Annotated in this window: 13 protein-coding genes; 11 read left to right on the forward strand and 2 right to left on the reverse strand. The window is 31.3% G+C overall.

The window, feature by feature from the left end; translation table 11 throughout:
• The 11 genes from FJV36_RS12125 to FJV36_RS12175 all read left to right on the forward strand — a co-directional run.
• Window positions 1–700: IS4 family transposase (locus FJV36_RS12125; protein ID WP_158728099.1), on the forward strand; the 700-nt coding region annotated here is incomplete at its 5' end.
• A gap of 1,489 nt (window positions 701–2,189) precedes the next feature.
• Window positions 2,190–2,789 (forward strand): RNA polymerase sigma factor, encoded by a 600-nt coding sequence (locus FJV36_RS12130; RefSeq protein ID WP_158728100.1) that lies wholly within the window; start codon window positions 2,190–2,192, stop codon window positions 2,787–2,789.
• A 459-nt stretch (window positions 2,790–3,248) separates the two neighbouring features.
• The gene (locus FJV36_RS12135; RefSeq protein ID WP_158728101.1) at window positions 3,249–4,352 is read left to right on the forward strand and encodes a FecR family protein; all 1,104 of its coding nucleotides are present in this window, start codon (window positions 3,249–3,251) and stop codon (window positions 4,350–4,352) included.
• Window positions 4,353–4,509: 157 nt separating this feature from the next.
• On the forward strand, window positions 4,510–8,211 hold the full coding sequence (locus FJV36_RS12140) for a SusC/RagA family TonB-linked outer membrane protein (RefSeq protein WP_158728102.1): 3,702 nt from the start codon (window positions 4,510–4,512) through the stop codon (window positions 8,209–8,211).
• Between the two features lie 10 nt (window positions 8,212–8,221).
• Window positions 8,222–9,703: a RagB/SusD family nutrient uptake outer membrane protein gene (locus FJV36_RS12145; protein ID WP_158728103.1), complete on the forward strand. Its 1,482-nt coding sequence runs from the start codon at window positions 8,222–8,224 to the stop codon at window positions 9,701–9,703.
• Window positions 9,704–9,728: 25 nt separating this feature from the next.
• A complete protein-coding gene (locus FJV36_RS12150) occupies window positions 9,729–10,589 on the forward strand; it encodes a putative zinc-binding metallopeptidase (RefSeq protein ID WP_158728104.1) in 861 nt (286 codons plus the stop codon).
• A 67-nt stretch (window positions 10,590–10,656) separates the two neighbouring features.
• On the forward strand, window positions 10,657–12,021 hold the full coding sequence (locus FJV36_RS12155) for a DUF4302 domain-containing protein (protein ID WP_158728105.1): 1,365 nt from the start codon (window positions 10,657–10,659) through the stop codon (window positions 12,019–12,021).
• 23 nt (window positions 12,022–12,044) lie between these two features.
• Window positions 12,045–12,374 carry a hypothetical protein gene (locus FJV36_RS12160; RefSeq protein ID WP_158728106.1) on the forward strand — a complete coding sequence of 110 codons (330 nt, stop codon included), beginning with the start codon at window positions 12,045–12,047 and terminating at the stop codon, window positions 12,372–12,374.
• Between the two features lie 378 nt (window positions 12,375–12,752).
• Window positions 12,753–14,345, forward strand: coding sequence for a bacillithiol biosynthesis cysteine-adding enzyme BshC (gene bshC / locus FJV36_RS12165; protein WP_158728107.1), 1,593 nt, complete (start codon window positions 12,753–12,755; stop codon window positions 14,343–14,345).
• Between the two features lie 16 nt (window positions 14,346–14,361).
• Window positions 14,362–15,633 (forward strand): acyltransferase family protein, encoded by a 1,272-nt coding sequence (locus tag FJV36_RS12170; RefSeq protein WP_158728108.1) that lies wholly within the window; start codon window positions 14,362–14,364, stop codon window positions 15,631–15,633.
• 119 nt (window positions 15,634–15,752) lie between these two features.
• On the forward strand, window positions 15,753–16,172 hold the full coding sequence (locus FJV36_RS12175; RefSeq protein ID WP_072941331.1) for a nucleoside-diphosphate kinase: 420 nt from the start codon (window positions 15,753–15,755) through the stop codon (window positions 16,170–16,172).
• Between the two features lie 116 nt (window positions 16,173–16,288).
• Here the strand turns inward: FJV36_RS12175 and FJV36_RS12180 are convergent, their stop codons facing one another.
• The gene (locus tag FJV36_RS12180; RefSeq protein ID WP_158728109.1) at window positions 16,289–16,585 is read right to left on the reverse strand and encodes a DUF721 domain-containing protein; all 297 of its coding nucleotides are present in this window, start codon (window positions 16,583–16,585) and stop codon (window positions 16,289–16,291) included.
• Entirely contained in the window at window positions 16,566–17,006 is a 441-nt protein-coding gene (locus FJV36_RS12185) for a lipocalin family protein (RefSeq protein ID WP_158728110.1), read from the reverse strand. Before FJV36_RS12185 ends, FJV36_RS12180 begins: the two co-directional genes overlap by 20 nt.
• Between the last annotated feature and the right edge of the window lie 33 nt (window positions 17,007–17,039).

Genomic DNA, 17,039 nt, shown 5'->3' on the forward strand with positions numbered 1-17,039 from the left:
TTTTGATGGTAATTTGCCTGCATATATCAATATCACCAACGGTAAAACAGCTGATAATAAGGGAGCTTACGAAATTCCCCTTTTAAAGGGCAGTGTGATTGTTGCAGACCGATTTTATAATGACTTTTCCCTTTTGAATATTTGGGACAGCAACGAGGTGTTTTTTGTAATTAGACATAAAGAGAATTTACAATTTACTACAGTGAAAGAAAATGAATTACCTGAAAATCGTCACGAGCACATCATGAAAGACGAATTGATTGAATTGAAAAATGAGCCTTCAAAAAATAAATATCCAAAGAAATTAAGACGGGTAGCGGTGTGGGATGAAGAAAATGGACAAGTTATTGAACTTATTACAAACCAGTTTTATTGGTCTCCCAACACTATTGGGGAATTATATAAAAGCAGATGGCAGGTAGAAATCTTTTTCAGAGATATAAAGCAGCTACTTCATATAAAATCGTTTATAGGAACATCCGAAAATGCTGTTATGATTCAAATTTGGACGGCTTTAATTACCATTCTCATTCTAAAAGCATTAAAAGCACAATCAAAATTTGATTGGTATTTATCCAATTTAGTAGCTTTCATACGATTGAATCTTTTCGTTAAAATTGACTTGCAAAAATGGTTAGATAAGCCATTTGAAGAACACATAGAGCCTCCTCCAGAAAACATACAGGGGGTTCTGTTTTAAAAAATGACCATTTCTAAGGTGTAAACTCAATGAAATGGGCGGATTTTATATGATGTAATTTTATTTAGGACAGGATTGATTAAAAATCTGTAAAATTCATCATTCGGTCAAAAGAAAACCGAAAGTTTGAAGAGATTGAATCTTTTCTTGAAATAGTAAAACCTTTAAAATGGGATGATTGGGGAGTTTTAAAAGATAGTAAAGTGAAGCTTTTTACAGGAACTCCTATCTTAAACAAGCGCGAAAAAATACATTATCGACAAGAAAAAGTATAAACCGAATTTCGTTTAGTGGTTGTCAAAAACCAAAAAAAAAATAAAGAATTTTGGTTTCCTATTAACGAATTTAATTTCTCTGCAAAAGAGATTTCAGACTATTACCGTAAAAAATAGGATATTGAGGTATTTTTTAGATTTTTAAAACAAGAACTTAATCTAAGCCATCTTGTATCTATGAATAAAAACGGAATTGAGGTTATGGTTTAAATGACCATGATTGCCTCAATGCAGCTTTCAATTTATAAAAAAGCAATTGATCTATGATACAAAACCGCCAAAAGACACGCTGCTATGGAACTACGAGATTTGATAACCGCTATTTTAATTGTATTTACTGCTGGAGACTCCGACAAAGTATTTAAAACTTGAAATAAAAATGGCCGGAATTTCTTCCGACCATGAATAATACAATGCTAGTTTTTTAATTTAAAAATAAATAAATCAAAACTAACTTGTTCCTCACTACAACTACTGCTTCCCTTTCTCGATTACTACAAAAGCAACTAATGAAAAGGTTGATGTAGCAGTCAGATCAAAACCCACATAAGTTATATTGCAATCAGTTGCCAGCCAAATTAAAGGATGACGAGACACCAGCAAACGTAATTGAATAGGAAAAAGTTCAGAAAGAAAAGTTTATAAAGGTCGGTACGTAAATTTGCGTAAAAATTTATCACCCTAATGACCAAAAAACGCTCAACCTAGCTGACGAGATAAAAAAGCAATAGAAAAAGCAGCTAACGATTGTAACTATGCCCGTGTCGCATCCAAACTCAGAAAAGACAACTAAAGAAAGACCAAAACAGCTACCGTTCCAAATTATAAAAATCAGAAAACTCAATTATACTTTCTATCATTTCCCAAAAAGCAAATATTTTATTTTTTTCTGACAATTTTCAGATTTCAAATGCACATTTATAAAAATTAATTTAAGATTAAAAAAAAAAAAATTAATCAATAGTAACAATAAAAAAGTTAAAGTATAAATAATTGTTTACGCTAAACTGTGTTTTCAAAATATATCATACAAGAATTACTTAAGATACCATTAACAAAACAGCAATAAATTAGTATTATTAGTGTTTTACTAACAAAAAAAAAAGAGTTTTTAAAAATATAAACATAAATAAATGGTTTAATTTGTATGTTTTTGATATTAATCGTACTATTACAAAATATTAACAAAAATTTAATATCAAACACCAGGTAAATTGATAAAATCTTCCGAACATATCAAAGTAATTGACGATTCATTATTATGGAAACAATTAATTAATGGGAATGAAAAAGCTTTTTCAAATTTGTTTGAAAAATATTTCAACCAATTAGTTTTGTATGGGTGTTCCTTTTCATCAAACAAGGATAAAGTCAAAGATTGCATTCAAGACGTGTTTGTGGATGTTTGGCTATACAAACAGTCCCTAAATGAAAATATTTCACCCAAAATTTATCTCTTATCTAGTGTTCGTAAAAGAATTGCTAGACAGCAAGAACGTGATAAAATATTTAGTAAGTCAACATCGACAAAAGCACTAGATTTTCTTTTTGATTTTTCTGTTGAACATGAATTAATAATAGATGAGACTAGTAGAGACAGAATAAGTCAACTAAACAAATTAATAAATCAGCTACCTTCAAAGCAAAAAGAAGTTTTATTCCTTAGATATAATCAAGGGCTAAGCATTGATCAAATAGCAGAAATTTTAAACATAAACTATCAATCTACTAGCAATTTACTTCACAGATCACTGCTCAAACTTCGTAAAGATTGGAGTGCATTTATATTTATTTTACCCTTTTTATCTATTTAAAAATTAGCGCTAAGGAGACATAACATAAACTTATATTTTAAAAAAAACTAATTTACAATGAGGTTCAAAACTTTATATTAATTTTCACAATTTCTTGACCTGCCAAAATACCTTGCTTTTATAGTGTATAAATTAATATGCTTACTTTAATTATATTCAGTAAAAATTAAATTTTACTTGCGTACAAATTAATCAAATAATAATTTCAATATTAAAAACCAGAAATAAAATAAGCTATAACTAATCCTTTACGCATTAATTTAAGTTCAACAAGTTCAATTTTTGTTTCTTCAATATTGACCTGATTCCATTAAAATTTTAGTCATTTGCCCCCCCATTAAAAAATCATTCGATTACAAGAAATTCTCGAAAACATAATCTTTTTTTAAAAATTTTCACAATTTAATGAGTATATTTTAAAACAATTGTCCTTTATGTGTTTATAACTCCCCTTCGCAAATGCAAAAAAGAGACTTTTATACTGAGATTGATGATTTTTTAATGGACGAATCATTCAAGTTATGGGTACACAACAACCAAGACAATGAAAACTGGGAAGAATGGACTTTAGAAAATCCAAAGCGAGCAAAATTAGTAGAAGAATCTAGGCTATGGATTTTAGCATTAAAAACTAATGTACAAAAAGTGACGCAAGAAGAGCTACAATGTGCACTACTTTCTATATGGGACAAAATTGAAGTAAAAGAGGAGCAAAAAATGAACAAAAGCACCTTCAACATACCACATATTAAATGGACACAATTAGCAGCAGCCCTTTTAGTTTTCATTTTTCTAGGATACAGCTTTTACAACTTGCATCTTATAAATACTGCTTCAAAAAATGATAATGTTTTAACAAAAAACATTCATGACGGCATCATTGTACAAATTAACAATACTAACAAACCTCAAATAATAATATTATCTGATAAAAGTTCAGTATTGCTACAACCCAATAGTAAACTAAGGTATCCAATACATTTTGCTAGAAATGAAAGAAAAGTTTATTTATCGGGTGAAGGTTTTTTTGAAATTAGTAAAAACCCTAAGAAACCCTTCTTTGTTTATGCTAATGAAATTATCACAAAAGTTGTCGGGACAAGCTTCAGAATCAGCGCTTTCGAAAACCAACCCAACATTGAAGTATTGGTTAGAACTGGTAAAGTAAAAGTGAAGACACAAAAAAATAGTATTAACGAAAATGAAGAAATCACTTTATTACCTAATGAAGCGGTTCGTTTTACTAAAAAGAGTGCAACATTTGACAAAGTTACTGACATAATTAAAGACAAATTTTTATTCCAATATAGTACAAATATTGAACAACTAAGTTTTGAATTTAATGACATTCCAGTTAATCAAATTTTCAACACTATTGAACAAGCTTATCAAGTTAAGATAGACTATCCAAAGCAAAAACTTAAAGATTGCTTTCTTACCACATCGCTTAGCGACGAACCATTACTAGAAAAACTTAAGATTATATGCAATGCATTAGGAAAAAACACCAGCTACGAAATGAATGAAAATCAAATTATCATAACAACCGATGGTTGTAATTAAAATTATGCCTATGTAAAAATTTAGATTTTAAAAAAAAAGGTGCCAACATGCTGTAACATTTTGACACCGATTAAAAAAACCAAATTACTTTCTGTAAAAAGTAATTAAAAGAGTTTAAAATACCCGTAATAAGTACTAATAAAACCCAACCAAAATTATGAAAAAACCTGTTGTTAAACAACGATTACTCTATCGAATCATGAAAATAACATTATATCAAATCCTGTTTGCATTTGTGTTTTCAACAATCACCCTCGCAAATAGTGTTAAAGGACAAAAAAAATTAGACACTAAGGTCTCCGTTAGTCTAAATAACATGGACTTAAATAAAGTAATTAAGAAACTTGAAAAGTCAGCTAATATAAAATTTTCATACAACTCTAGAATTAGCCAACTTAATTCTAAAGTTAACTATCAAGCTACAAATGAATCACTTTCAACCATTCTTAATAACATTTTACGACCACTTGAAATCGAATTTTTTGAAGTAAGTAATCAAATCATATTACAAAACAAACCGCAAAAAAATAGTTCTATCGACATTGATATACCAAGTGTAATAAATCAAAATAACCAAATCATAAAAGGAAAAGTTGTCGATGAAAATCAAAATCCTTTACCTGGCGCAACCATTTTAGTCAAAGGAACCAAAATCACAGTGCTTACAGATTTTGATGGTAGATTTGCTATATCGGCACCTGAAAACAGCACCACTCTTATCATCTCCTTCATAGGAATGGAAACAAAAGAGTTAATTATTAGAAATTTACCATCTATAATTACACTTAAAGAAGTGGGCGAAAAACTTAAAGAAGTAGTTGTAACTACTGGATACGAAAAAACATCCAAAAGAACATTTACAGGCGCTGTAAGTAAAATTACTAATAAGGAATTATTAGTTGAAGGAGTAGTTGATATCAGCCGAATGATTGAAGGAAAAGCAGCTGGTGTGACCGTACAAAATGTTACCGGATCTTTTGGTGCCGCTCCTAAAATTACTGTACGTGGCTCTTCTTCTATCTTTGGTGATACAAAACCTTTATGGGTAATTGATGGTATTGTACAAGAAGACATCGTAAACCTGTCTTTTGCTGATTTAGCCTCTGGAAATTCAGAGACGTTATTAAGTTCATCAATAGCTGGTTTAAATGCAAATGATGTTTTAAGTATTGAAATTTTGAAAGATGCTTCTGCTACATCAATTTATGGTTCGAGATCTTTGAATGGCGTAGTTGTTGTTACAACTAAACAAGGTAGAAAAGAATCTCCATTAAGTGTTACTTATTCACTCGAACAAACGGTGAGAAACGTCCCAACATATAATCAATATGACATTTTGAATTCTCAGGAAACCATGAGTGTCCTCAAAGAAATTGAAGGTAAAGGTTTTCTAGATCTACCTGCAACTTCCCAAGGTCGTTATGGAGGAGTCTACAATATTCTTGCAAATGCAATAAATACGTATGAGCAAACTTCAGGTGCATTTGGCGTAAAAAATGATACTCCAAGTAGAAATACATTTTTAAGAAAATATGAACTAGCTAATACCGATTGGTTTAAAACCTTGTTTAGACCTTCCATTACTCAAAATCATTCTTTAAGTTTTTCAGGTGGTGGTAAAAACAATACATTTTATGCTTCTTTAGGTTATTATTCAGATCCAGGATGGACTTTGGCAGACAATGTAAGCCAACTTACCTCTAACATAAAGAACACTTTCTTTATCAATGACAAACTTAATTTAACACTTTCAACACAAGCATCTGTAAGAGATCAGGGAGCTCCTGGAAGTTATGACAGTCTTAAAGATGGGGTAAGTGGCAGTACCACCAGAGATTTTGATATCAATCCATTTAATTATGTACTAAATACAAATAGAGCTTTAAGACCTTATGATGATAATGGTAATCTAGAGTATTATAGAAATAACTGGGCTCCTATAAACATTCTTAATGAACTTGAGAATAACTACATGGAAATCAAAGTTAAAGACATCCGCTTTCAAGCTGACTTAGCGTATAAAATCAATTCAAATTTAACGTACAATCTTACGGCTAATGCGCGTTATGCAAACACTACTAGAGAACATAATATACTAGAAAACTCAAATATTATAGGGGCATATAACGCACAAGAAACTACAATAGTAAGAGATCAAAATATATTTTTATACCAAGATCCAGAAAATTTAACTGCTCCAAAAGTGGCTGTACTCCCAAATGGTGGTATTTTAAGAAAATTCTCTAATGAATTGACTTCTTATAATATTAGAAATAGTTTTAGCTATAAAAACACATTCCAAGAAAAGCATGAATTAGAAGGATTATTTGGTCAGGAATTAAGATCTGTTGACAGGAGTAGTGATAACTTTACTGCTTTTGGTTTACAATATGAAAAAGGTTTAACTGCTTTCACAGACCCTCGCCTTTTAGAAAAATTAATTAATGGTGGAGAATCTTATTTTGGATTTAATGAAGAAAGAGAAAGAACCGTTGGTTTCTTCGGGAAAATTGGTTATACATATGATCGTCGTTATACTGGATCATTTACAGGACGTTATGATGGATCTAATAGACAAGGAAGAAGCGGTTCTTCTAGATGGTTACCTACCTATACCGTAAGTGGAAAATGGAATATTATGGAGGAAGACTTCATGAAAAACGCAAATACAATTACTAACCTAAATTTAAGAGGTTCTTACGGTTTGACTGCCACAGCAGGTCCCGCAACTAACTCATTAGCTATTTATAAAAGTTTCATCACTAATCGTTTAAATTTAGGAGATAGAGAATCCGGTTTAAATATCGATGAATTACAAAATGGTAATTTAACATGGGAAAAACAATTTGAAACTAACATTGGTTTGGATTTAGGCTTATTTGACAATCGCGTTCAATTTACCGCCGATGTTTATAGCCGTAAAGCTTTTGATTTAGTAGATTTTGTTACAACTTCAGGTATTGGAGGGCAAAAAATCAAGCAAGGAAACAATGCTGATATGGAAACAAAAGGTATTGAATTATCTTTGACGACTAAAAACTTGAACAATACAAAACTAAAATGGTCAACGACTTTCAATTTCTCTGTGTATGATCAAAAAATTGTAAAATTACAAAATAATCCAAGTGTATTAGGACTTGTTGATGGAACTGGAGGAAACACCGTAGGACATCCTAGAAATGCATTGTACTCTTACCAATTTACAGGATTAAATAACCAAGGTTTACCTACGTTTATTATGGCTGACGGTGAGAAAGACAATATTGCCGGAGCTAACTTTCAAGATTCAGAAAATGTTACAAAGTACTTGAAATATGAAGGTTCAATTGAACCAAACAAATCAGCTGGTTTATCAAATACATTTACGTATGAAAACTGGTCATTAAATGTATTCGTTGTTGCTGCTGGCGGTAACAAAGTGCGTTTAAACCCTATCTATTCTGATCAATATGATGATCTAACAGTATTTACAAAAGAATTTACAAACCGCTGGATAAATCCAGGAGACGAAGCATTGACAAATATTCCCGTTATTGCAGATAAAAGATTAATTGCAAATTATGCTGCCGAATCAAGAGATTTAACAAGAGCTTATAATGCTTATAATTTCTCTGATGAAAGAGTTGCTGACGGATCATTTGTAAGATTGAAAAACGTATCAATCTCTTATGAATTTCCAAAAGATTTAAAGAAAAAACTAGGACTTAATACCTTTAATTTAAAAGCAATTAGCACCAATCCACTTTTAATCTATTCTGACAAAAAATTAAATGGCCAGGATCCAGAATTCTTCAGATCAGGAGGAGTTTCACTTCCAATAACAAGTCAATATACATTCGCTATCAACGTATCATTTTAATAAAATAAATATGAGAACTTTTAAAATAACCACTTTATTACTAATTGTACTTACAGTTAGCAGCAGTTGTGACGATTTCCTCTCGGAGATTCCTGACAACAGAACTCAACTTAATACTCCAGAAAAAATTTCTGAACTACTGGTAAATGCCTATCCAAATGCAAATTACATGGAGTTTGCGGAAACAATGACTGACAATGTTTTTGATAGTGGGGATCTTACATTGACTACAAATAAAAATAGTCAAAACTATAACTGGGAAATGCAAGAAGATATCCAACAGGATTCTCCTTCTGATTACTGGGACGCATGTTATTCGGCAATTGCACATGCTAATCAAGCTTTAGACGCAATAAAAAAACTAGGAAATCCAGCCAACTTAAATGCTCAAAAAGGAGAAGCTTTATTGGCTAGAGCATATTCACACTTTATGTTAGTTACTTTTTGGTCGCAAAGATATAATCCTGCAACTGCTAAGACTGATTTAGGTATTCCATATGTACTAGAGCCAGAAGAGGTTCTTGTTAAGAAATACTCTCGTAATACTGTTGCAGAAGTTTTCAATTTTATTGAAAAAGACCTTGAAGAAGGACTAAAATATGTTAACAGCGACTACAAGTTACCTAAATTTCATTTTAATAAAGCAGCTGCAAAAGCTTTTGCTAGCCGATTTTATTTGATAAAAGGAGATTGGAATAAAGTTATTGAAGTATCTGATGAGTTAGGAAACAAGCCAGAAGGGCAATTAAGAGATTATCAATCCTATCTAGATGTAGATTTTAATACAGGCCAAAGAAAATACTCACAAGAAAGTGAATCTACAAACCTATTAATAGCATCAGTATCATCTGTATACTCTAGAAGTTTTTATTCTAATAGATTCCAATTAACTGGTGCAGACAGAGATATTTTGTTCGGAAATGGCGCCAATTTATTCAACAAAGAATGGCTATACAGACCATTATCATACAATGGACAAATAACAATTTTTGTTCCTAAATTCACTGAATATTTTAGAATTACTAATGCTAATGCGGGAATAGGACAGCCTTATGATGCAATAGTATTACTAAGTAATGATGAATACTATTTAAATAGAATAGAAGCCCACGTGATGACCAATCAAATAGCTACCGTTAACGAGGAATTAGAATATTTTATTTCAAAACGTATCAAAGGATACAATGCATCGACCGATAAAGTTACAGAATTAAAGATAGTTACTAAATATCCAGCTGTAGATGATGAATATACTCCTTTTTATAATTTGACTTCTGTCCAAAAATCTTACATAAAAGCGATAGCTGAGCTACGAAGAAGAGAATTTATACATGAAGGATTAAGATGGATTGATATTAAACGTTTTGGTTTAAAAATCACACACAAATCTTACAATCAACCAGATAATGTTTTATTGAAGGATGACAAACGTAAGGCAATACAAATTCCATTACATGTTTCTAACACTGGTTTAGAAAAAAACCCTCGTTAATTAATTAATTTATAAGGTCAACAAGATGAAATTAAAAACTCAATATAAGAAAATAATCCTTTTCTCTGCTATAGTATTATTAAGCGCATGTTCTGGCGAAGAAGCCTTAAAAGAAAGCCAGTTAGACGTTTCAATACCTACTATGTCTACATTAGACAAATGGATTGAAACTAACTATGTAAACACGTACAATATTAAAGTACAATACAAATGGAACCAAAATGTGGTAGACAACAATCGTTTTTTATATCCACCCATACAAGGACAAGTGCAACCAGCATTAGAAATAGTGCAAAAAATTTGGTTGGAAAGTTATTCAACTATTGGAGGTGTTGATTTTGTAAAAAAAATTGCACCTAGAGAATTTGTGCTGGTTGGTGGTCGAAATTTAAATACCACTGGGACTATTACACTTGGGTTAGCAGAAGGTGGTCAAAGAATTACTTTATTTGAAACAGATTTGGTAGATAAGAAAAATCGCGATAATGTAAAACGTTTTGTTCATACTATTCAACATGAATACATTCATATCCTGAATCAATATAAACCTTTTGATGAAAAAACATTATCAAAAATTACACCTACTGGATACACATCAAACTGGTATGCTACTTCAACAACAGTAGCAAGAGAAGAAGGTTTTATTACTGATTATGCCAGATCAAACATAAATGAAGATTTTGCAGAAATGGCCTCTACTATGTTAGTAAATTCAAAAGCTGAATACGATGCTATCTTAGCAGGAATAACAAGTGTAAAAGCAAAAGCTGACATAAAGGCAAAGGAAGCTGTCATAGTAAAATACTTTAAAGATGCTTACAACATTGATTTTTATAAACTTAGAGATCAAGCTGAAAAAAATACTTTAGCAGTAATTAATGGCTAATTAGCTAAAGGAATAATTATTTTAAAAAAAATATTCTATAATTCATATTTAAAATAAATTAAATATCATGAAATTAAAAAACATACTCAAATACCTATTCATTGCCGCACTAGCAATGCAATTGGCTTCATGTGACAACAAGGAAGATGTAGATCCCATTTTTAATCAAACGCCTACAGAAAGATTAAATGTGCAAAAAAAAGAACTGAATGATTTATTAGAATCATCTGAATTTGGATGGAAAGCAGTTTATTTTACAGACACTACCCAATTAGGTGGCTTTACCCACTTATTCAAGTTTAAAAGTGGCTCAGTGGAGATGGCATCAGACTTTGATAATGATACAGCAATATATAAAAGTGAATACGGTATTGAACTAGGCAGTACCGTAAGTCTTGTTTTTACAACAAAAAACAGAATACATCTTTTATCGGATTCAAATAATTTTCCAGTTGCATCTTTACGTGGAAAAGGATATAAAGGCGACTTCCAATTTTTGTATTACGGACAAGACAATGGGCAAATCATTTTTAAAACTAACAGAAGTTTTCAGGAATTACGTTTTGTAAAAGCAACAGCACAAGATTGGGCAGATTTGCCTAAAAACATTGCAATGATTCCAAATGTTGTTGGAGCATCAACAAGACCCTTATTTCGATTGTTAGAAACTAATGATGGTTCTAAAACAAGTCAATTTGATTTTAATTTCACTGGAGCCACTAGGTATGCAACTGCGAATTCTATAGAAACTGGTTCTAATATTACAAGTAATATAGGAATCGCTTACACAGCAACTGGTATTATTGTAAGTCCGCCTGTAAAAGTTGGTAATCAAAACCTAACCGACTTTACTTATGATAGTGTGAGCGGGGCCTTTACTGCTGCAGGAACAAACAATGTTACTGCAACCATCAAGTATAGCAATAAACCATTGGTATTAACTGATGATTATAAAAAGTTATTAGCAGGAAATCCGAATAATGTATATGCATATATTTACAACTTAACAAATACTGCCTCAACTAATTCATTATTATTCAATACCATTTTGACCGAACTTAAATTAAGTTTACCAGCCGGAGCTCAACTAACTAGAATACAGCCTTGGTTTAATAATCCTGATGGTAGTAACTATATTGAATATCGTTTTGGAAATGCTACAGGAGCAACTATTGCCAGATATTACCATTATTTCACTGTTAAAGAAGACGCTACAAATAAAGTTGTTATCCTAAATCCTTTACAATGGAAAACTAGCACACTATCTACTGCGCCTGTAATTGCAGCGCCTGCTTTTCTAAAAAAACTAGATGACCAATTAATGAATCCAAATGGTTTGTATTTTATTAAACAAGGTGGACTACCTTATCCAGCGTTTACATTGACTGGATTTAATAGCACTTTTAGAATGACTGTATATCCATTTCAATAAATTATAATCTTAAATAAAAAATTATGAAAAAAATAATCTTAACAACTAGTATCATAATTTGGATAAATTCTTTTGCTCAACAAACTAATAATGACTCAAAAGATTGTCTTGCTTTTGATAGAGAAAAAGCAGAATGGGTTGCTATTAAATGCTCCGAATATGGATTCTTAATGAAATCAAATACGGGGTTCGGTACAAACTCAACAAAACCAAATCAATATCTATATCCGCCTCAAGAGTCTAAAATTTTGGAATATTCACCTTCAGCTCAAGAAGCTGAAGGACTAAGCCTTTTACAAATTTTAATTTTACGCTTTGGGGGCAATCCAGGATGGAGTCCTTTTATATTTTAAAATGTTTAGCATATAAAAATCAAAAAAGGTGATTAAAAAGTATTAAGCTTTACTTTTTACTATGATTATTTTTTTAAACTTTACTGCTTAAAAAATAAAAAAAACATAAGCCCGCAAAAATAAATTTAATATTTACGGGCTTATTTTTACAAATGTACTAATACACATAAAGCAACTCAAATTGAGTTGCTTTATTATTTTAATCTTATCTGATGAATCAATTTCCACCATTTACAAAGCTTAACATATAAAAAGCAACTTCATAGTAACCGATTCAAATAAAAATTCATGAATTCAAAATAAGTTCCCCTTTTAAAGATAAGTTTTTTATCATGTCCTATAATATTTTTTGATATTTTAGCAACAAATAAAAACAACATGCCAACCGACTGTATCAGCTATCAAAATTCAGGATATTTCTCTGCTTTGATGAACGATTATTTAGATCAAAAAAACAATTTACATACTCTGTACAATAGATTTCCAAATTTTGAAAACTTTGAAGAGCAAATTCTTGAAAAGCAAAATAATTTCGACAATAGCAACAGATCCATTTTAGTTTCTACTTTACAAAAACAATATTTAAATGTTGAAACTTCCGTTTTGACAAAGCAAAATATTGAATCTTTAAATAATTCAAATACATTCACTATCACAACTGGTCATCAACTGAATTTATTCAGCGGACCCTTGTACTTCTTATACAAAATCATTTCGACAATTAATTTAACAACAGAATTAAAATCGAAATATCCTTCCTATAATTTTGTTCCCATTTACTGGATGGCCACTGAGGATCATGATTTTGAAGAAATCAATTATTTTAATTTTAAAGGCAAAAAATTCCGCTGGAACAAAGAAAGCACTGGACCTGTTGGCCGATTATCTACTGAAGGTCTAGCTGATTTCCTTGAAGTATATGCGCTTGAATTAGGTTCCAGTATAAATGCTAATACACTCAAAAAATTATTTGAAGATTCCTATCTCAAACACGATAATCTCGCCGATGCCACTCGGTTTTTAGCCAATGCACTATTTGGAAATTTTGGATTGGTAATAATCGATGCCGATAATTCTGACCTAAAACGCAGCTTTATTCCATACATCAAAGAAGAATTACTGCAGCAAACTTCTCATAAATTAGTGCTCGAAACTGCTGAAAAATTAAAAGAGTACACCATTCAGGTGAATCCTAGAGAAATAAATCTGTTTTATATTGAAAATAACATCCGGGAACGCATCATCTTTGATAACGATAAATACAAAGTAAACCACACTAAACTAGAATTTTCTGAAACAGAAATTCTATCCCTTTTAGAAAATCATCCAGAACAATTCAGTCCAAATGTGATTATGAGACCGTTATATCAAGAAGTAATTTTACCAAATCTTTGCTATATTGGCGGAGGCGGAGAAATTGCCTATTGGTTAGAACTCAAATCTTTTTTTGCTGCTTCAAAAATTACTTTCCCTATGCTTCTGCTAAGGAATTCTGTTTTATTAGCAACCGAAAAACAAACCAAAAAAGCAGATCAGTTAAACTTGAGTTGGACTAACTTGTTTTCAAAACAAAAAAATTTAAAAGACAATAAAACCAGAGAATTATCAGAGATTCAAATTGATTTAAAAGATTTAAAAGACCAATTAAAACAACAATTTGATTCGCTTCATCAACGTGCCACAAAAACTGATCAATCTTTTATGGGAGCCCTAAAAGCTCAGGAGGCCAAACAAATAAAAGGATTAGAAAACCTAGAAAAACGTTTACTAAGAGCTCAAAAAAGAACTTTGGGTGATATTTTACAGCGCATTACTGATTTACAAAACGAACTTTTCCCAAATCAAAGTTTACAGGAAAGACAAAATAATTTTTCAGAATTTTACCTTGAATATGGTGAGAATTTAATTCCGCAATTGATACAAATGCTAAAACCATTGCAATCTAATTTTGACATAATTAAACTTCCTTAAGAAAAACCATAAATAAATGACAAAAGAACGCCTAATTTCGCTGGATGTATTTAGAGGATTTACTATTTTATTGATGACTATTGTCAATAATCCAGGAAGCTGGGCAACTGTTTATCCTCCTTTATTACACTCAGATTGGAATGGTTGTACTCCTACAGATTTAGTTTTTCCCTTTTTTATTTTTATAATGGGCGTAGCGGTTTCATTTGCAATGCCTACAAAAAATTTTGATAACACAACCTTTAATAAAATACTAATTCGCTCCTTACGAATGTTTTGTTTAGGAATGTTTTTCAATTTCTTTGGAAAAATACAACTTTTTGGACTAGACGGTATTCCCTTATTAATAGGACGCATAATCATCACAATTAGCGTGGGTTATGCACTCATGGGCAGTTTCAATGCAAAAGTAAAAACGTATTTAGCTATTGGTATTTTTGTTACATTTTTATGTTTAGCACATAGTGGAATTGAGGCTTATCAAGACGTCAGGCTACCGGGAGTTTTACAGCGCATCGGAATTGTATATTTTGTTATATCGCTTTTATATCTAAAAACAACGCTTAAAACGCAAATCATAGTAGCATCAACAATTTTAATAGGATATTGGGCAGTAATGACATTGATTCCGGTCCCAGAAATTGGATTAGCAAATCTTGATAAAGAAACTAATTTGGCATCTTGGATGGACAGCGTCTTTTTAAAAAATCATGTGTGGGCAGTTACAAAAACGTGGGATCCAGAAGGAATTCTAAGTACAATTCCTGCAATAGCCTCAGGAATAATAGGATTGCTTATAGGTCAATTACTCAATCGTCCATTACCTAAACTGGAAATTGTTAAAAAAATGGGAATTACTGGAATTATTCTTATTATTCTTGGGCTTTTATGGAGCATCACATTTCCTTTAAATAAATCACTTTGGACGAGCTCTTTTGTTTTATACACATCTGGTATAGCAATACTTTCGTTAACTATTTTCTATTATGTAATTGATGTTACTAACTATAAAAATTGGACAAAACTATTTCTTGTTTGGGGAGTAAATCCAATGATTGTATTCTTCTTTTCTGAAATAATTCCACAAGCATTAGAAATGATTCAATTTCAAAATCCAGAAACTCCTTCTGAACAAATTAATCTTCAAAATTATTTGTATCATTTTTGGATTGCACCCGTTTTTAATAATCCTATGACGGCATCCTTAGCCGGAGCTTTGATCTATGTAACTATTTGGTCTTTGATTTTAAGACTATTTTATAAACATCAATTAATATTTAAGGTTTAATTTAAAAAAAAGGCCTGATTAATCTTAAACAAACTCCTTTTAATTGGTGATTTATTAAAATAAACACATAAAAAAGTTTACTTTTGCAGCCAATTCGAAAAACTTAAAAAAACAAAAAAATGGCTACTAATAGAACATTTACAATGATCAAGCCTGATGCTGTTGCTAATGGACACATCGGAAACATACTTGCTATGATTACTAATGCAGGTTTCAAAATCGTTTCTTTAAAATTAACACAACTTACTGTTGCTGATGCTCAAGCATTTTATGCTGTTCACGCTGCAAGGCCTTTTTACGGTGAATTAGTTGAATTCATGTCAAGAGGACCTATTGTTGCTGCTATTTTAGAAAAAGACAATGCAGTTGAAGATTTCAGAACTTTAATTGGAGCTACAAACCCAGCTGAAGCTGCTGAAGGAACTATCCGTAAAGCATACGCAACTTCTATCGGAGAAAATGCAGTTCACGGTTCTGATAGCGATGAAAATGCAGCTATCGAAGGTGCTTTCCATTTTGCTGGAAGAGAGCAATTCTAGTATTCAGTTTTCAGTCACAGGTAACAGTGACTCATAAAAACAAAAAGTCCCGTTTCAAATTGAAACGGGACTTTTTATTTGCAATCTCATTGAAAACAAAACACTGTTAATTTACACTATCTCAAAACTACATCTTTCACCACATCGCGTCTTAATTCCTCATTGATCATTTTAACAATTTTAGACTTTCCGTGACTTAATTCCTCTCGTAATACAGATGAAGTCAACTCCACATACAGCGTACTTCCTTTCAAAACTACATTATTCGTATAGCTATTTACACCATTCCCCATAAGATTTTTCCAAGCATCTTTCACATCAATTTGATCCATGCCAGGTTGCAACTTATTCACTTGGATTATTTGTTTCAAAACATCCCCTATCGTACTTTGGTTATTTAATCTCTTTGCCATCACCCATCAAGTTTATTGCTGTTGCTCTTTTATAGTGGTATTCCATTTTGTCTTTATTCAACAGCACCAGCTCTTCATTTGTTAAGGCTATAATTTCCTCACTCCATTTCATATAAGGCGTTGTGTAGTCTATAAAAACACGGTTATCCTCATAACGTACAGCTACTTTTTCCTCTACATCATTCACTAAAAAAGTACCATCAAGTTGTGGCATCACTTTTTTTCTAATCCCTTTATCTTTTACAATCTTAAAATAATCGTAAACCTCATTCATGCGGTATTCCTTATCATCTATCGAATCAAAAACTACTTTCTCCACCTCCCAATACCCATTTATTTTAGCTAAATCAGCCGGCACAACTTTTTGCGAACAAGAAACTAATGCTAAAAAAGCGACAATAATACAAACCGTTTTTTTCATAAAATATTTTTTTTTCGGAGCTATTTCCTGCTT

The organism is Flavobacterium sp. I-STPP5a, assembly GCF_009764685.1.
GTDB lineage: Bacteria > Bacteroidota > Bacteroidia > Flavobacteriales > Flavobacteriaceae > Flavobacterium.

Coding starts and splice junctions, on each gene's coding strand:
- FJV36_RS12155 (WP_158728105.1), top strand. CDS start 10,657: ATGAAATTAAAAAACATACTCAAATACCTATTCATTGCCGCACTAGCA.
- FJV36_RS12170 (WP_158728108.1), top strand. CDS start 14,362: ATGACAAAAGAACGCCTAATTTCGCTGGATGTATTTAGAGGATTTACT.
- FJV36_RS12175 (WP_072941331.1), top strand. CDS start 15,753: ATGGCTACTAATAGAACATTTACAATGATCAAGCCTGATGCTGTTGCT.
- FJV36_RS12150 (WP_158728104.1), top strand. CDS start 9,729: ATGAAATTAAAAACTCAATATAAGAAAATAATCCTTTTCTCTGCTATA.
- FJV36_RS12145 (WP_158728103.1), top strand. CDS start 8,222: ATGAGAACTTTTAAAATAACCACTTTATTACTAATTGTACTTACAGTT.
- FJV36_RS12180 (WP_158728109.1), bottom strand. CDS start 16,585: ATGGCAAAGAGATTAAATAACCAAAGTACGATAGGGGATGTTTTGAAA.
- FJV36_RS12160 (WP_158728106.1), top strand. CDS start 12,045: ATGAAAAAAATAATCTTAACAACTAGTATCATAATTTGGATAAATTCT.
- FJV36_RS12135 (WP_158728101.1), top strand. CDS start 3,249: ATGCAAAAAAGAGACTTTTATACTGAGATTGATGATTTTTTAATGGAC.
- FJV36_RS12185 (WP_158728110.1), bottom strand. CDS start 17,006: ATGAAAAAAACGGTTTGTATTATTGTCGCTTTTTTAGCATTAGTTTCT.
- bshC (WP_158728107.1), top strand. CDS start 12,753: ATGCCAACCGACTGTATCAGCTATCAAAATTCAGGATATTTCTCTGCT.
- FJV36_RS12140 (WP_158728102.1), top strand. CDS start 4,510: ATGAAAAAACCTGTTGTTAAACAACGATTACTCTATCGAATCATGAAA.